This is a genomic window from Pseudomonas sp. R84, assembly GCF_009834515.1.
Classification (GTDB): Bacteria; Pseudomonadota; Gammaproteobacteria; order Pseudomonadales; family Pseudomonadaceae; genus Aquipseudomonas.
On the sequence record NZ_CP019426.1, the window covers coordinates 4,043,486 to 4,057,289 of the forward strand.

Genomic DNA, 13,804 nt, shown 5'->3' on the forward strand with positions numbered 1-13,804 from the left:
TAGTAGCAACACTTTCCCCGCCGACAAGGATGCAAACCATGAACCCGATCAGCGCCGCAACGCATGCCGACCCTTATCCCTACTACGCGGAACTGCGCGCAGCAGGTGGACTGACGTTTTATCCGGATCTGAAACTGTGGGTCGCCAGCAGCGCCCGTGCGGTGTGTGCGGTGTTGGCCCACGCCGATTGCCGCGTGCGTCCGGCGCAAGAACCCGTACCCAAAGCGATTGCAAAAGGCATGGCCGGCAAAGTCTTTGGCCAACTGATGCGCATGAATGACGGTGAACGCCAGCGCTGTCCGCGTTCGGCCATCGAGCCTGAGCTGGCAGCGCTGGACCTTGAACCAATCAATGCTTTGGTCGCCGCGCGGCTGATCACAGCGGACGCCGACGGAGTGTACAAGGCAATGTTTCGTGGCCCGGTGTGCGTGGTCGCGGCGCTTTTGGGATTCACGCCGGCGCAGGCGCGGGTGGTCAGTGAACTGACGGCGGACTTCGTCGCCTGCCTGTCGCCGTTGAGCAATGACCTGCAACTGGCCGCAGCAGATGCGGCGGCCGAACACCTGCGCGGCTACTTCAACGAACTGCTCGCCGAACCCGCCAGCGATTTGTTCAGCGCGTTCCAGCAGCGCTTTACCGGGCATGAAGAAACCCTGATCGCCAACCTGATCGGCCTCTGTTCGCAGACGTTCGAAGCCTGCGCCGGACTGATCGGCAACACGCTGTTGGCGTTACGTCGTCAGCCGGCGTTACGCGGCGAATCCATCGAAGCACTGCTCAACGAAGTCCAGCGCTTCGACCCGCCGGTGCAGAACACCCGACGCTTTGTCGCCGCGTCCTGTGAGATCGCCGGTGTGCGGGTCGAAGCAGGCGACGCGATTCTGGTGCTGCTGGCCTCGGCCAATCGTGATCCAGCGCTCAACGAACAGCCGGAGCAGTTTCTGCCGCAGCGCGCCAATCGCCGCAGTTTCAGTTTTGGCAGTGGTCGGCACCATTGTCCGGGGCAAGCGTTGGCGATGAGTATTGCCGGGACGACGGTGAGGGAAGTACTCAAAAACGGCACCGATCTGAATCGCCTGAACTGGCACTACAAGCCCTCGCTCAATGGGCGCATTCCAATATTCAGCGACGTCGGCGCCTGATACTCCGTCTTCGCGAGCAGGCTCGCTCCCACAGGGTTATCGGGTGTGCACACTATTGTGGTCACCCGATAACTAATGTGGGAGCGAGCCTGCTCGCGAAGAGGCCAGCCCAGTCACTACAAATGCTGGCTCAAACCGCCCACTGCAAAATCAGCCAGCTGTTAGCGCCGCTGATCACCACAAACAACCCCCACGCCAATACCTGGGTTGGCCAGCGGTTCACAAACGGCCCCATCAGCTTTTTATCATTGGTCATGCGGATCAATGGGTACAGGGCAAACGGCAACTGCAGACTCAACACCACCTGACTCAGCACCAGCAACTTGCCAATCGCGTTATCGCCCATCAGCCACACGCCGATAAACGCTGGAATCAACGCCAGCCCGCGAGTGATCAAGCGCCGCTGCCAGCAGGGGATCCGCAGGTTCAGGTACCCCTCCATGATCACCTGGCCGGCGATGGTGCCGGTGAAGGTCGAACTCTGCCCCGATGCGAGCAACGCGACGCCGAACAACACGCTGGCCAGCGCACCGCCCACCAGTGGGTCGAGCAAGTGGTAGGCGTCCTGAATGTCCACCACGTCGGTGTGCCCGGACTGGTGAAACGCTGCCGCCGCGAGGATCAGGATCGCCGCATTGACCAGCAACGCCAGCGCCAGCGAACCGATGGTGTCGATGCGCGCCAGTTTCACCGCGTCCTGCTTGCTTGCGAGGTCCTTGCCGATCATCCGCGTCTGCACGATCGAGGTATGCAGATACAGGTTATGCGGCATCACCGTCGCGCCGAGAATACCGATCGCCAGGTACAACGGCGCCGCTTCACCAATCGCCGCCAGCGACGGTTTGAAACCTTGGGCGACGTCAGGCCAGTAGGGTTTGATCAGCAGCAGTTCAACGAAGAAACACACGCCGATGGTTGCGACCAACACCAGCATGATCGCCTCAAGCCTGCGGAAACCGCGATTTTGCAGCGCCAGCACCAGCAAGGTATCGAACGCCGTCAGGGCAATGCCGAAGGTCAGCGAACAGCCAAGCAGCAAGTGGAACGCCAATGCGCAGCCGAGCACTTCGGCCAGATCGGTGGCGATGATCGAGATTTCCGCCAGCACCCACTGCAGCCGTGCAGTCGGCGTGCTGTAGCGCTCGCGGGACAGTTGCGCCAGATCGCGCCCGGTGGCGATGCCCAGCCGCGAACACAGACATTGCACGACCATGCCCGCCAGACTCGCCAGCAACACCACAAACAACAGGCTGTAGCCAAAGCGTGAACCGGCCTCGATCGCGGTGGCCCAGTTGCCCGGATCCATGTAGCCGATCGACACCAGCAACCCGGGACCGGCAAAACGCAGCACGCGTTTGAAGAACGCGGCATTAGGGTCAACCGCAACACTACCAGCCACTTCCGGCGGGCAAAACGGCGCGGTGGCGATTTTGGGCAAACTGAATTTCACGCACACATCCAGAAACAAGTCGGAAAGACGCAGCTTAGAGGTTTCCGCCACAGCCTTGAAGCGCAAAAGAATCTATCGACTCACCCCCAACAACTGTTCGCGCAACTCCGGACTGCGCGTGCGCGGATCCAGCCAGATATCGAAAAACGCGCGGGCAAACAGCGGGTCATCAATCTCATGCTGCAACTGCTGACCGACAAAAAACCGCGCGCCCTGCCCAGGCAGATACACGCCGGTAATCCGCGTGCCGGCCTGCACATCGACGAACGATTGCTGCATCTGGATCTGCCAACCGGCCAATTGCGCCGGGCTGACGCGGCCATCGGCCAGGCGTTTGATTTCGTCGACGCTGGCCTTGACCAGGTCGTCGCGGGAAATGCTGCGGCGGTAGATCAACTCCAGCGCAAACGGCTGACCGTCGACCAAGGGCCGCGCAGCACTCCACAGGCGCGCGTTGTAGACATCGAAACCGAACACGCTGTAATCGCCGGTGCCAATGATCTGCGCGCCGGGCACGGCGTCCTGCCAATTGGCCCAGGTTGGCGTCAGCAATAGCGCCCACAAGCCGATGCCGCAGCATCCCCGCAACACCTTCGGTGTTCTGTTCATCGCGGCATCGACTCCGGCAAGCCCTGATAGTCAAAGCATAGCCGGGTATCGTCGCTGGAACTTTGTATACAAAAACTGCGCACATAGGCAGCAATCGCCGATCGACAATGCTAACGTGGCGAACCTTCAACGGATGGAGACTCCTGCGTGCTGATCCTCAAACTGCTGCTGATTCCCGGTTTTCTGCTGCTGATTTCCCTGGCGGGCAAACGCTGGGGGCCGAGCGTGGCCGGGTGGCTGTCGGGATTGCCGGTGGTGGTCGGGCCGATTCTGTTTTTCCTCGCCATCGAACAGGGCTCAGCGTTTGCAGCGCAGTCGGCGGTGGCGGCGTTATCGGCGATGTTCGCGATGATTGCGTTCTGCATCACCTACGCGCAGGTCGCGCAACGGGCGAACTGGCCGTTGGCGTTGGCGGCATCGCTGTCGGTGTGGGCCATCATTGCGTGGGTGTTGTCGCTGATCCCGGCGTCACTGCCGTTTTCCGTGGCGGCGGCGGCAATTGCGCTGCTGGCATCGCCATACCTGTTTCCCACGGTGCAACCGGTGTTGAACGGCCCGGCGCCGAAGTCGGACAAGCTGATCTGGCGGATGATCGCTGGTGCCGCATTGACGCTGGTGGTGACGATGCTTGCCAGCACCGTCGGCGAGCGCTGGAGCGGTTTGCTCGCGGTGTTCCCGGTACTCGGCAGTGTGATGGCGGTGTTCTCGCAACAAACGCGCGGCCCGGCATTTACCGCCGCATTGTTACGAGCGACGGCGACCGGCATGTATTCGTTCTCGGCATTTTGTCTGGTCTCGGCGCTGACCTTGCCAAGCATGGGGCTGGGTGGATTCGCCATCGGTGTGGCAGTGTCGGTGGCCATGCTCGGCGTGACCAAACGCCTGTTGGCCCGTCCGTTGGCGAAAGCGCAGGCGCAGTAACCGCTCGGATGATTCGCGCTGGAACGCCCGCCCCCCTCCGTGGGATGATCGCCCGCCTCGCGCGACCATCCACCGGAGATTCACATGTCATTGTTGAGCAAAAAAGCCGTCGTCCTGCTGGTGGCTGCCCTCGCCGGTTTCGGCGCCCTCCACGCGCAAGCGGCCAAGAAAAATGCCGGCACCGAGAAAGTCTCGATGCTCGAGGGCAAGTTCACCTTTGTGCTGCCAAAAGGTTTCGTCGCCGACCCGCTGCCGACCAGCCCGAGCGGGACCACGGGCACGATGTACACCAACGAGGCCACAAAAACCGTGGTCATTACCGCTGAAAACAAGATCCCCGAAGGCCAGCACGTCAAGGACAACGACGGCCAGTTCCTCGACGGCAGCGTGTCGAGCTTCATCGAAGATCAGCGCAAGGCCTTGCCGGATTTCAACAAACTCAGCGAAAAAAGCCTGACCCAGAAAGGCACCGGCCTTGGCCTTCGTCAGGTCGACAGCACTGCGACCCAGGGCGGTGGCCAGACCCTCAACACCACGCTAATGGCCGGCTCCGGCACGAAGATGGCGCTGGTGCAGGTGATCTCCCGCGCCAGCGACAAGAGGGGTCACGATGCCTTGGTGAAAACCATCCTCAAGGATTGAGCTGCTGCAACCAGCCGTTCAAGTCGCGCAGCTCGGCCGCACTGATACTGTGGCCGACGCCGGGATAGGCATGGAACTGCGGTTTGTAGCCCAGTTTCTGTAGTTGCGCATTTGCCTCAGTGCCGTTTTTATACGGCACCGGATCATCGGCCGTGCCGTGGCCGATGAAGATGCTCAGTGGCAACGGCTGCTGTTCGGCCTTGAGTTCACTCTTCAACACCGGCAACAAACGCCCGCTCAACGCGGCGATCCCGCCGACCGCCACTGGCGGCCGCAGCCCGACCTCGTAGGTCATCATCGCGCCCTGACTGAAGCCGATCAGGAACACCTTGCTCGGGGTGGTGTGATATTTCTTCGCCGCTTGCGCGATAAAGTCGCGAAGTTTCTGGCCACTGACCTTCAGATCATCGGTCTCGCCGTTGTAGGCGCCTTCGCCTTTCTTGCGAAACCATTGGTAGCGCCCTTCACCCAACGACAGCGGCGCCTGCACCGACAGGTAGTTGTATTGCTTCGGGAGCTGGAATTTCATACCAATCAGGTCGGCCTCGTTACTGCCGTAACCGTGCAGGAAAATCACCAGCGGACGCGCCTCGGCGTCAGCGTGCACCTGCTCGATGTACTTGAGCGGCAGATCGGATTGCAGCGTGGTTTGCGCCTGCACAGCGCTGGACGCCAGCAGGGTCAAGAGAGCAAAGACCTTCAACATAGAGCCTTCCTTCACGGAGTGTCGGGTTCGGGGGGAGCCTAACATCCTCGGCCGAGGATCCAAATTCGGTGGTGTTGCTGATGCCGCCATCGCGAGCAGGCTCACTCCTACATTTGGAATGCGTTCCCCTGTAGGAGTGAGCCTGCTCGCGATGAGGCCATTAGCCCCAACGGAGATCCGGTCAGTCGTTGGTCAATTTGCCCGTCCGAAACGCCACCCGCCCCGCCACTTTCGCTTGCCAGATCCCCGGCTCGGTGTAGCGCCCGCGATCCAGCGCAAACAACACGCCACTGGTGCCTGCACGCACGGTGGTCACGCGATCCTGCAACGGATCCACCACTTCAAACAGCGCATCGCCCTGCTCCACCCACTCACCAGCATTGCGCAGGAAACTCACCACGCCATGGTGCGGCGCAAACAGGTATTCAGTGCCCTCGAACGGCAGACCTTCACAGCACTCGCTCGGCGCCGCCGGCCACTCGCCGCTGATGAACCCCTGCTCCGCGAGAAAACCGAGAATCGCTTCACAATTGGCCTGCGCCTGATCGACCCGGGTGTCGCCCATGCTGCCCAGTTCCAGCGTGGTCGCCAGGTTCGCTGCTGGAATCGCGGCATTCGGGAACGCCCGCGCCAGACGCAGCCACGGCGTCGAGCAGGACTCATCGAACGAACTGCCGCCGGAATCTTCACACAGCAGCGCCACGCCAGCCTTCAAACGTGCCGCCAGCGATTGCCACTGAGGCCAGTGCTGCGGCAGCGCGTACAAGTGAATCGCCGCGTCGAAATCACAATGCAAATCGAGGGTGATGTCGGCATCGCAGGCATGGCGCAGCAACAAACGATGCAACGCTTCCAGTTGCGAGGCCGGGGCCGGCAGCTCATCGAACACCTGGCCCATGGTTTGGCGGATCAGCGCAACGTTGGCCTCGGCGTCCGCGCCCAGACGTTCACCGATCAACGCCCCGACCGGTGCGCTGAGTTCGACGAAGGCACGGTTGAAGTTCTTGCCGCTGCCCAGTTCGAAGCGGCCCATGTGCGCGCCTTGCAGGTGTTGATCGAGGCCGATCGGGTTGGCCACCGGCACCAATTCGATCACGCCTTGCAAACGGCCTTGCTGCTCGAGTTCATTGAAGCGCTGCTTGAGCTCCCACGCGGTGCGCATGCCCGGCAGTTCATCGGCGTGCAGGCTGGCCTGGATGTACACCTTGCGGGTGCCCGCGCCATAGCGAAACACGCTGAGCGAGCGTTCGCTGCCCAAATGGCTCCAGGGCAGAACATGGTCGATGCGTTGCATGGGTAACTCCTCAATATCTGGATCACAAAGATCCCCTGTAGGAGTGAGCCTGCTCGCGATAGCGGTGGGTCAGCCAACACATTCATTGAATGACACACCGCTATCGCGAGCAGGCGAAGGCCTACAAGGGTCTCACCACAATTAGAGCGCAAAAAAAGTGGCCACCGCGCAAACGGGGCCACTTTTTTCTACGGCGTATTAATGGCCGTACACATCAAAGTCGAAGTATTTGTCCTGGACTTTCTTGTACTCGCCATTGGCGCGGATTTCGGTGATGGCTTTGTTGAATTGCTCGGCCAGCGCGGTATCGCCCTTGCGCACCGCAATGCCGGCGCCACCGCCGAAGTACTTGGCGTCTTCGTAGGTCGGGCCAACGAATTCGAAGCCTTTGCCGGCGTCGGTTTTCAGGAAACCGTCGCTGAGGTTGACCGAGTCGGCCAGCATCGCGTCGATACGCCCGGAAACCATGTCGAGGTTGGCTTCCTGCTGTGAGCCGTAACGCACCAGGTCGATCCCGGCTGGCACCAACACTTCAGTGGCGTAACGGTCGTGGGTACTGGCACGCAGCACACCGACTTTCTTGCCTTTGAGTTCGGTCAGCGGGTCTTTCACGCCCGAGCCTTCCTTCATCACGAAGCGCGCCGGGGTGTGGTAGTACTTGATGGTGAAATCGACGTTTTTCTTACGGTCATCGGTGATGGTCATCGACGACAGAATCGCGTCGATCTTCTTCACTTTCAGCGCCGGGATCAGGCCATCGAATTCCTGCTCGACCCAAGTGCATTTGACTTTCATCTGCGCGCACAGCGCATCGCCGATATCGACGTCGAAACCGGTGAGTTTGCCGTCAGGGGTTTTCATCGAGAATGGCGGGTAACCGGCTTCGATACCGATGCGGATCGGCTTGGCGTCTTCGGCCACAGCGGTCAGGGACAACATCGACAGTGCCAGGGCACCGAACATCACTAGCTTCTTCATTTATAACTCCTGTGTGCGGAGGCTTTTATTGGCAGCTTTCGATTCAGCGTTCGGTCATGGCCAATTGGCTACAAAAACCGAAGTGGCCGGCAGTCTATGGCGGCGCGCACAGGGTAAATTGTGTTTAAGCGACAAATACTTACGAAAGATCGGCGCACCGATTGACCGGGGTCAACGGGTGCGCCGTCGTGGTGCAAAGGCTGTAGGACAAGCGCTTTTTTTGCTCAGGAATTCTCTTAAACGGACGTCAGCATTCGCAGCCGATGGCGGTTTTGCCGACTTGCTCAACGCTCAGTTGAAAGCCTTCATCCAGCCATCCGGTAACGCCGCCGATCATCTCCTTGACCGGATACCCCAGCGCCGCCAGTTTCACCGCTGCCTTGTTCGCGCCGTTGCAGTGCGGGCCGGCGCAATAGACCACGAACAGCGTGGTTTTCGGGTAACTCGCCAGTTCCGCCGCCGTCAGCAAACGGTTCGGGATATTGATCGCGCCCGATACATGCCCGCGCTCAAAGGCCAGCGGCCCACGGACATCGACCAAGACAAAATCGATCTCGCCGGCCTCCTGGCTGCTGAACACGTCAGAACAATCGGTCTCGAAGGTCAGACGATTGCTGAAGTGCATCAGGGCAATCGCCGACGTAGCGGCAGGGATGTCGCGAACCAGACTGACCATGGGTGTTGCTCCTTTATCTGAACGGGTGTGAACAGACTTTATCGAGCGGTCGCTTGCGGCTACAGTGGCGCACAAGACACTCACCGGGAATTTTCCGCCAAATGCCGACATCACCAGGTCTGGTCGCAATTCTGGCCTACGACGGCCTCTGCACATTCGAGTTCGGCATCGCCGTGGAGGTCTTCGGCCTGACCCGGCCGGAGTTCGATTTCCCGTGGTACACCCACGCCATTGCGGCGGTCGATCAAGGCCCGATGCGCGCCTTGGGCGGGATTCAGGTGCTGGCCGATGGCGGTCTGGAATTGTTGGCCGAAGCGCGCACCATCATCATTCCCGGCTGGCGCGATCGCAGTGCGCCGGTGCCTCCAGCATTGATCGACGCGCTGTGCCAGGCCCATGCCCGAGGTGCGCGATTACTGTCGATCTGTTCCGGTGTATTTGTGCTGGCGGCCACCGGCCTGCTCGACGGCCACGGCGCCACCACCCATTGGCGGTACACGGCGGAACTGGCGCAGCGCTTCCCGGCGATTGCTGTCGATGCCGATGTGCTTTACGTCGATTCCGGTCAGTTGATCACTTCGGCCGGCAGCGCGGCCGGGATCGATGCCTGCCTGCATCTGGTGGCACGGGACTTCGGCACGCAAGTCGCCAACTCGGTGGCGCGGCGTCTGGTGATGTCGCCGCAACGTACTGGCGGTCAGGCGCAGTTCATTCCGACACCAGTCAGCCCTACCCCGCGCAATGATCTGTCGCGGGTGATGCAATGGGCGCGCGAGCGTTTGCATGAACCGCTGGAGGTGCGCGATCTGGCCAGTGAAGCGGCGATGAGTGAGCGTACGTTTCTGCGGCGGTTTACCGAGGCTAGCGGGCAGTCGCCCAAGGCGTGGTTGCAGCATGAACGGTTGGCGCGGGCGCGGGAGTTGCTGGAGAGTACGCCGGACAATACCGAGCAGATTGCCGAGCGTTGTGGTTATCGGTCGGTGGAGAGTTTTCGTGTGGCGTTTCGTGGGGTGGTGGGGGTGCCGCCGTCGGTGTATCGGGAGCGGTTTGGGCGGGGTGTGAGGGTTGAATCCTGAGGTGATTTTGAAGGCGCCTTCGCGAGCAAGCTCGCTCCCACAGGGGGTACGCATTTCAAAGGTGGGAGCGAGCCTGCTCGCGAAGTCGCCCAGTCAAACGCAGCATCATTTAGACATCAGCCACAAGGCTACAGCGCCTTGCGCCTTTGCCTACAACTACGCCAGAATCCGCCGGCTTGTGCGGCTTGGGGGCTGCCGGTAACTTGGTTCGCGTCACGGAATGTTCAGTGATCGGGTTTAGTCGCTCGGTGTCATCTCTAGCTAGCAAGCTGTTATTCAGTCTGGCATTTCCATGCCTGCACTCAATGGCGGCTATGCGCAGGGCGCTTTCGAGCGCGCCGGTTTAGCTAGGAGGCCGGTCGACTAACCTGCGTATAGCTGCCACCCAATGTTTAGTCGCAAACGGTGTCAGCCTCATTGAGGTTTCCTAGCATATGTTCAAAATAACGCCGAATCCGCCCGAAACAGAAGCGGAAGTCGATCCAAATCCAACGTCCCCCTATTCCACACCGGGCTCCAGAAAACTCCACGAAGCCGCCGAACGCGCCCTCGATCATTACCTGAAACCCACACCGCCATCACCACCGCGCAGACCCAGCACCATGTTCCTCGTCGACCCGAACACCGGCGCCGAAGACCTCATGGCCCACGCCTGCGAATCCATGGCCTCGGCCAGCATCATGCTCAGCGACTTCGCCGCCCTGCTCGACTCGCCCTACCGCAACACCGTGCTTGGCATCCAGCAAGTGGTCATGCTCGGCGAACTCGCGGTCAACCGCGCCCTCGACAAAATCGAACTCGCCCTGAGGCAATAAACATGTCCAACAAAACCGATGCACAAGTCGTCGCGGCACTGGTGGCCATGGGCTTCAATGAGCGGGACGGACGCTGGGCACAGAACGCCTGCCTGGTGCTGTTCGAAAGCGAACGCGAATCCATCGTCGCCTCCGCCGTCACCGCCCTTCCCCAACTCGATGAACTGGAAATCGACGCCGTGCTACCCGCATTGCGCCGCGTAACCCGCCGGTTCCCCTCACTGCAAAGAACCGTGGCCGACACACTGGCCGAGATGTCGCACGCGGCCTGATTGACCGCGTGATCGTTCTTCGCGAGCAGGCTCGCTCCCACACTAGATCTGCGGTGGCTCATGGTATTTGAGTACACCGCCGATCCAATGTGGGAGCGAGCCTGCTCTCGATGGCGTTCTTTCTGCCGACGGATATCTATAACTGCAATCCTCGCTTGATTTATATCCGTTCTGATATAACCTGTTATTAAAGTTCTTTCCGCCATTCCTTGCAACACAACGCTGCATCACGATTCCAACCGGGCGATTACGCTTTTCCTATCAACAAGGAGAAGTCGATGCCAAGACACAAGGATGTGAGGTTTGTCGGGAGTGCGCTTAAAGATCTGAAAGAATTCCCACCCGATGCCCGCAGAGCAGCGGGGTTTCAGTTGGATCTCTTGCAGCAGGGCGACGAACCGTTTGATTGGCGGCCAATGAAAACGGTCGGACGGGGCGTCAACGAAATCAGAATCACCGAGGACTCAGGGGCGTTTCGAGTGTTCTACGTGGTCAGCCGACCTGAAGCGATCTATGTGCTGCACGCCATGCACAAGACCACGCGCAAAACTGAAACGCGAGATATCGAACTGGCACGCGCCAGATACCAGGAAATAAGGTAGACCATGATGGATCATCAAAATCTTTCCCAGCGCTATTCAAGTGTCTGGGATGCACTGGAAGACACGCCGCAGGATGCCGCCAATATGCGTCTGCGGGCTAAACTGATGCGCACGCTTTGCGAGACCATTCGAGCTTGGGAGCTTCCTCAAAAAGAAGCAGCCAAACGCTTGGGAATTACCCAGCCACGGCTTAACGATGTGCTCAATGGAAAAATCGACAAGTTCTCTTTGGATGCGCTGGTCAATTTGTCAGCCGCAGCAAAGCTGCAGGTAGACATCTGTTTCCCTTTGGGTCAACCGCTGCAATGGGCCTGATACAAAGCTGACTCGTCGCCAACATTTTGTACAAAAAAATGATGAGGGGGCATCGCCCCTCTCACGGCCAAAGCAGACCCTGCTCAACTCAATCCTCCCGCGTAAGCACTTCCAACAACTCAATCTCAAACACCAGATTCGAATTCGGCGGGATCTTGCCCATCGTCCGCTCGCCATACCCCAGATGCGCCGGCACCAGCAATTTACGTTTGCCCCCCACCTGCATCCCCATCAAGCCCTGATCCCAACCCTTGATCACCCGCCCGGTGCCAATCACGCACTGAAAAGGTTTGCCACGGCTGTAGGAAGAATCGAACTCGCTGCCGTCTTCCAGCCAGCCCGTGTATTGGGTGGTGATCAGCGCGCCTTTGACGGCGGCTTTGCCTTCGCCGATCTGAAGATCGATTACCTGTAGTTCATTGGTCATGTTCGTGGACTCTTTACGGTTGGCCCGATCGGGCGCGGATGGCGTTTTTCGCAGAATCCGCTGCCGATGGCAATCCATGGAACCGAAACACGCGCCATCGCTCACATGTTTATCGACATCGTATTAAGCCAGGGAAGCTCTGATGACCGACTCACTACTGCGCAGTTTTATTCCACCCTACATCCTCAACCGCATCATCGCTCATGGTTCAACGCCGCAGCGTACGGCAGCGATGCTCACGCTCAACCATGTACGCAGCCTGTTGCCCAATCCAGGTGCTCCCGCGCAACCGCCGGCACGGGCGATCCTGCCCGAGAAGAGCAAGCCCGGTCTGGCCGAACGCAGCGTGCATGATGCGCAGAACAAAATGCTCCTGCCGGGCAAGATCGTGCGGCTTGAGGGTCAACCGCCGAGTGGCGATGCGGCGGTCGACGAGGCTTACGACGCGCTGGGCGCCAGCTATGATTTCTTCTGGAAAGTGTTCGGTCGCGACTCGATCGACAATCAGGGCTTTGCCCTGATCGGCAGCGTGCATTACGGCCAGGGTTACGAAAACGCTTTCTGGAATGGCGCCCAAATGGTGTTCGGCGACGGTGATGGCGAAATCTTCCAACGCTTTACGCGCTCGCTCGACGTCATCGGCCATGAACTGGCCCACGGTGTGACCGAAAGCGAGGCCGGGCTGATTTATGCTAACCAGTCCGGCGCGTTGAACGAGTCGCTCTCGGATGTGTTCGGCGTCTTGACCAAGCAATACACGCTCGGCCAGACAGCCGAACAGGCAGACTGGTTGATCGGTGCCGACCTGCTGATGCCGAAGATCCAGGGCAAGGGCCTGCGCTCGATGTCGCACCCCGGAACGGCGTATGACGACCCGTTGCTGGGCAAGGATCCGCAACCGGATCATATGCGCAAATTCGTCATCACCAGCGAAGACAATGGCGGCGTGCATATCAATTCCGGCATTCCCAACCGCGCATTTTATCTGGCAGCCCGAGCGTTTGGCGGCTTCGCTTGGGAAAAGGCCGGACGAATCTGGTACGACACGCTTTGCGATAACCGCTTGAGCCAGGACGCAACGTTTGCCGGGTTCGCCCAGTTGACGGTCGAACATGCAGGCCAGCGCTTTGGCGCCAACGAAGTCGGTGCAGTGCAACAAGCATGGGCGCAGGTTGGCGTGGAAATAACTGAGGAGGTTGTATGAAAACGCTGCCTGAACTGGACGACAAATCCGTAGTACGCGTATCCCGCCAGGGTGGCGTGGCGGCGATTCATAGCCTGACCCGACCGCGAGAAATCGAATTCGCGCAATGCGACATCAGCCAACGCTCAAGGATCTGCTCGGTGTTGGAGGGTTGCCTGCCCCTGGACAGCAGCGAATCCGGCCGTGGGGATGAGCGCTTTTATCAAATCGAAGTGAGTTATCACTCGAAGAAAATGCTGCTCAAAGTGCCCGAAGACCAGGCACCTGAGAATCTGGTAATGCTCTGGGACAAGGGAGAGTTGTTATAAAGGCGAACGGTGAACAGCCAGCCATCCATGGCTGGTGGAAAGACCGGATTTAACGCTCCACCGGTTGCATCTCGACAATTGTCCCGTTGGTAATCATCACCATCACGTACTTGTCGTTGATCTGCACCCACTGGGCCTGCTCGATCGGTGCTTTCAGGCCTTTGGCTTTCCAGTTTTGCAGGGCCTTTTCATTGCGCTGATACATTTCAGGCGCCCGGTCGTTGACCTTCAACTCGCGGTCGCTGGTCGGCGACTGCACGGCCTGTTCATTTGAGGTTTGCGCCGCTTGAACAAGTGGGCTGATCCCGGCGATGCCGGCGACGAGGGCCAGGCTGGCGATTAGGGTTTTGCTGTTCATCGGTGAACC

Annotated in this window: 18 protein-coding genes; 10 read left to right on the forward strand and 8 right to left on the reverse strand. The window is 59.7% G+C overall.

The window, feature by feature from the left end; all coding sequences use genetic code 11:
• Nucleotides 1-38: 38 nt before the first annotated feature.
• Entirely contained in the window at nt 39-1,142 is a 1,104-nt protein-coding gene (locus PspR84_RS17755; RefSeq protein WP_160058542.1) for a cytochrome P450, read from the forward strand.
• Between the two features lie 130 nt (nt 1,143-1,272).
• Here the strand turns inward: PspR84_RS17755 and PspR84_RS17760 are convergent, their stop codons facing one another.
• Together PspR84_RS17760 and PspR84_RS17765 are read right to left on the reverse strand one after the other, a co-directional pair.
• Complete coding sequence (locus tag PspR84_RS17760; RefSeq protein ID WP_160058543.1) at nt 1,273-2,592, reverse strand: Nramp family divalent metal transporter; 1,320 nt, start codon at nt 2,590-2,592, stop codon at nt 1,273-1,275.
• A 72-nt stretch (nt 2,593-2,664) separates the two neighbouring features.
• Nucleotides 2,665-3,201 (reverse strand): chalcone isomerase family protein, encoded by a 537-nt coding sequence (locus tag PspR84_RS17765; RefSeq protein WP_123594251.1) that lies wholly within the window; start codon nt 3,199-3,201, stop codon nt 2,665-2,667.
• A 147-nt stretch (nt 3,202-3,348) separates the two neighbouring features.
• On the opposite strand from PspR84_RS17765, the gene PspR84_RS17770 reads away from it, so the two are divergent.
• Together PspR84_RS17770 and PspR84_RS17775 are read left to right on the forward strand one after the other, a co-directional pair.
• A complete protein-coding gene (locus tag PspR84_RS17770) occupies nt 3,349-4,122 on the forward strand; it encodes a hypothetical protein (RefSeq protein WP_160058544.1) in 774 nt (257 codons plus the stop codon).
• Nucleotides 4,123-4,206: 84 nt separating this feature from the next.
• Entirely contained in the window at nt 4,207-4,764 is a 558-nt protein-coding gene (locus PspR84_RS17775) for a hypothetical protein (protein ID WP_160058545.1), read from the forward strand.
• Here the strand turns inward: PspR84_RS17775 and PspR84_RS17780 are convergent.
• The 4 genes from PspR84_RS17780 to PspR84_RS17795 all read right to left on the reverse strand — a co-directional run bounded on the left by PspR84_RS17780 (nt 4,754) and on the right by PspR84_RS17795 (nt 8,418).
• Nucleotides 4,754-5,470: a prolyl oligopeptidase family serine peptidase gene (locus tag PspR84_RS17780; RefSeq protein ID WP_160058546.1), complete on the reverse strand. Its 717-nt coding sequence runs from the start codon at nt 5,468-5,470 to the stop codon at nt 4,754-4,756. The genes PspR84_RS17775 and PspR84_RS17780 overlap by 11 nt on opposite strands.
• Before the next feature lie 181 nt (nt 5,471-5,651).
• Nucleotides 5,652-6,764 carry a M14 family metallopeptidase gene (locus tag PspR84_RS17785; RefSeq protein ID WP_160058547.1) on the reverse strand — a complete coding sequence of 371 codons (1,113 nt, stop codon included), beginning with the start codon at nt 6,762-6,764 and terminating at the stop codon, nt 5,652-5,654.
• Nucleotides 6,765-6,962: 198 nt separating this feature from the next.
• Nucleotides 6,963-7,742, reverse strand: coding sequence for an ABC transporter substrate-binding protein (locus PspR84_RS17790; RefSeq protein WP_016775210.1), 780 nt, complete (start codon nt 7,740-7,742; stop codon nt 6,963-6,965).
• Nucleotides 7,743-7,989: 247 nt separating this feature from the next.
• Nucleotides 7,990-8,418, reverse strand: a complete 429-nt coding sequence (locus PspR84_RS17795) for a rhodanese-like domain-containing protein (protein ID WP_160058548.1) — start codon at nt 8,416-8,418, stop codon at nt 7,990-7,992.
• Nucleotides 8,419-8,519: 101 nt separating this feature from the next.
• Here PspR84_RS17795 and ftrA point away from each other — a divergent pair, with 101 nt between their 5' ends.
• The 5 genes from ftrA to PspR84_RS17820 all read left to right on the forward strand — a co-directional run bounded on the left by ftrA (nt 8,520) and on the right by PspR84_RS17820 (nt 11,498).
• Nucleotides 8,520-9,494, forward strand: coding sequence for a transcriptional regulator FtrA (gene ftrA / locus PspR84_RS17800; protein WP_160058549.1), 975 nt, complete (start codon nt 8,520-8,522; stop codon nt 9,492-9,494).
• Nucleotides 9,495-9,928: 434 nt separating this feature from the next.
• Complete coding sequence (locus PspR84_RS17805; protein ID WP_160058550.1) at nt 9,929-10,309, forward strand: DUF6124 family protein; 381 nt, start codon at nt 9,929-9,931, stop codon at nt 10,307-10,309.
• Between the two features lie 2 nt (nt 10,310-10,311).
• A complete protein-coding gene (locus PspR84_RS17810) occupies nt 10,312-10,581 on the forward strand; it encodes a hypothetical protein (RefSeq protein ID WP_160058551.1) in 270 nt (89 codons plus the stop codon).
• Nucleotides 10,582-10,859: 278 nt separating this feature from the next.
• Nucleotides 10,860-11,183 carry a type II toxin-antitoxin system RelE/ParE family toxin gene (locus PspR84_RS17815; protein ID WP_160058552.1) on the forward strand — a complete coding sequence of 108 codons (324 nt, stop codon included), beginning with the start codon at nt 10,860-10,862 and terminating at the stop codon, nt 11,181-11,183.
• A gap of 3 nt (nt 11,184-11,186) precedes the next feature.
• Complete coding sequence (locus PspR84_RS17820; protein ID WP_160058553.1) at nt 11,187-11,498, forward strand: XRE family transcriptional regulator; 312 nt, start codon at nt 11,187-11,189, stop codon at nt 11,496-11,498.
• A gap of 88 nt (nt 11,499-11,586) precedes the next feature.
• Here PspR84_RS17820 and PspR84_RS17825 read toward each other — a convergent pair whose 3' ends face one another.
• On the reverse strand, nt 11,587-11,925 hold the full coding sequence (locus tag PspR84_RS17825; protein ID WP_160058554.1) for an FKBP-type peptidyl-prolyl cis-trans isomerase: 339 nt from the start codon (nt 11,923-11,925) through the stop codon (nt 11,587-11,589).
• A 142-nt stretch (nt 11,926-12,067) separates the two neighbouring features.
• Between PspR84_RS17825 and PspR84_RS17830 the strand changes: the two genes are divergently transcribed.
• Together PspR84_RS17830 and PspR84_RS17835 are read left to right on the forward strand one after the other, a co-directional pair.
• A complete protein-coding gene (locus tag PspR84_RS17830; protein WP_160058555.1) occupies nt 12,068-13,129 on the forward strand; it encodes a M4 family metallopeptidase in 1,062 nt (353 codons plus the stop codon).
• On the forward strand, nt 13,126-13,437 hold the full coding sequence (locus PspR84_RS17835) for a protealysin inhibitor emfourin (protein WP_160058556.1): 312 nt from the start codon (nt 13,126-13,128) through the stop codon (nt 13,435-13,437). Before PspR84_RS17830 ends, PspR84_RS17835 begins: the two co-directional genes overlap by 4 nt.
• Before the next feature lie 49 nt (nt 13,438-13,486).
• Here PspR84_RS17835 and PspR84_RS17840 read toward each other — a convergent pair whose 3' ends face one another.
• The gene (locus tag PspR84_RS17840; protein WP_160058557.1) at nt 13,487-13,795 is read right to left on the reverse strand and encodes an RcnB family protein; all 309 of its coding nucleotides are present in this window, start codon (nt 13,793-13,795) and stop codon (nt 13,487-13,489) included.
• Between the last annotated feature and the right edge of the window lie 9 nt (nt 13,796-13,804).

Bases quoted from the DNA above. Each gene is read 5' to 3' on its own strand.
- PspR84_RS17755 (WP_160058542.1), top strand. From the start codon at position 39: ATGAACCCGATCAGCGCCGCAACGCATGCCGACCCTTATCCCTACTAC.
- PspR84_RS17765 (WP_123594251.1), bottom strand. From the start codon at position 3,201: ATGAACAGAACACCGAAGGTGTTGCGGGGATGCTGCGGCATCGGCTTG.
- PspR84_RS17775 (WP_160058545.1), top strand. From the start codon at position 4,207: ATGTCATTGTTGAGCAAAAAAGCCGTCGTCCTGCTGGTGGCTGCCCTC.
- PspR84_RS17780 (WP_160058546.1), bottom strand. From the start codon at position 5,470: ATGTTGAAGGTCTTTGCTCTCTTGACCCTGCTGGCGTCCAGCGCTGTG.
- PspR84_RS17785 (WP_160058547.1), bottom strand. From the start codon at position 6,764: ATGCAACGCATCGACCATGTTCTGCCCTGGAGCCATTTGGGCAGCGAA.
- PspR84_RS17790 (WP_016775210.1), bottom strand. From the start codon at position 7,742: ATGAAGAAGCTAGTGATGTTCGGTGCCCTGGCACTGTCGATGTTGTCC.
- PspR84_RS17795 (WP_160058548.1), bottom strand. From the start codon at position 8,418: ATGGTCAGTCTGGTTCGCGACATCCCTGCCGCTACGTCGGCGATTGCC.
- ftrA (WP_160058549.1), top strand. From the start codon at position 8,520: ATGCCGACATCACCAGGTCTGGTCGCAATTCTGGCCTACGACGGCCTC.
- PspR84_RS17805 (WP_160058550.1), top strand. From the start codon at position 9,929: ATGTTCAAAATAACGCCGAATCCGCCCGAAACAGAAGCGGAAGTCGAT.
- PspR84_RS17810 (WP_160058551.1), top strand. From the start codon at position 10,312: ATGTCCAACAAAACCGATGCACAAGTCGTCGCGGCACTGGTGGCCATG.
- PspR84_RS17815 (WP_160058552.1), top strand. From the start codon at position 10,860: ATGCCAAGACACAAGGATGTGAGGTTTGTCGGGAGTGCGCTTAAAGAT.
- PspR84_RS17820 (WP_160058553.1), top strand. From the start codon at position 11,187: ATGATGGATCATCAAAATCTTTCCCAGCGCTATTCAAGTGTCTGGGAT.
- PspR84_RS17825 (WP_160058554.1), bottom strand. From the start codon at position 11,925: ATGACCAATGAACTACAGGTAATCGATCTTCAGATCGGCGAAGGCAAA.
- PspR84_RS17830 (WP_160058555.1), top strand. From the start codon at position 12,068: ATGACCGACTCACTACTGCGCAGTTTTATTCCACCCTACATCCTCAAC.
- PspR84_RS17835 (WP_160058556.1), top strand. From the start codon at position 13,126: ATGAAAACGCTGCCTGAACTGGACGACAAATCCGTAGTACGCGTATCC.
- PspR84_RS17840 (WP_160058557.1), bottom strand. From the start codon at position 13,795: ATGAACAGCAAAACCCTAATCGCCAGCCTGGCCCTCGTCGCCGGCATC.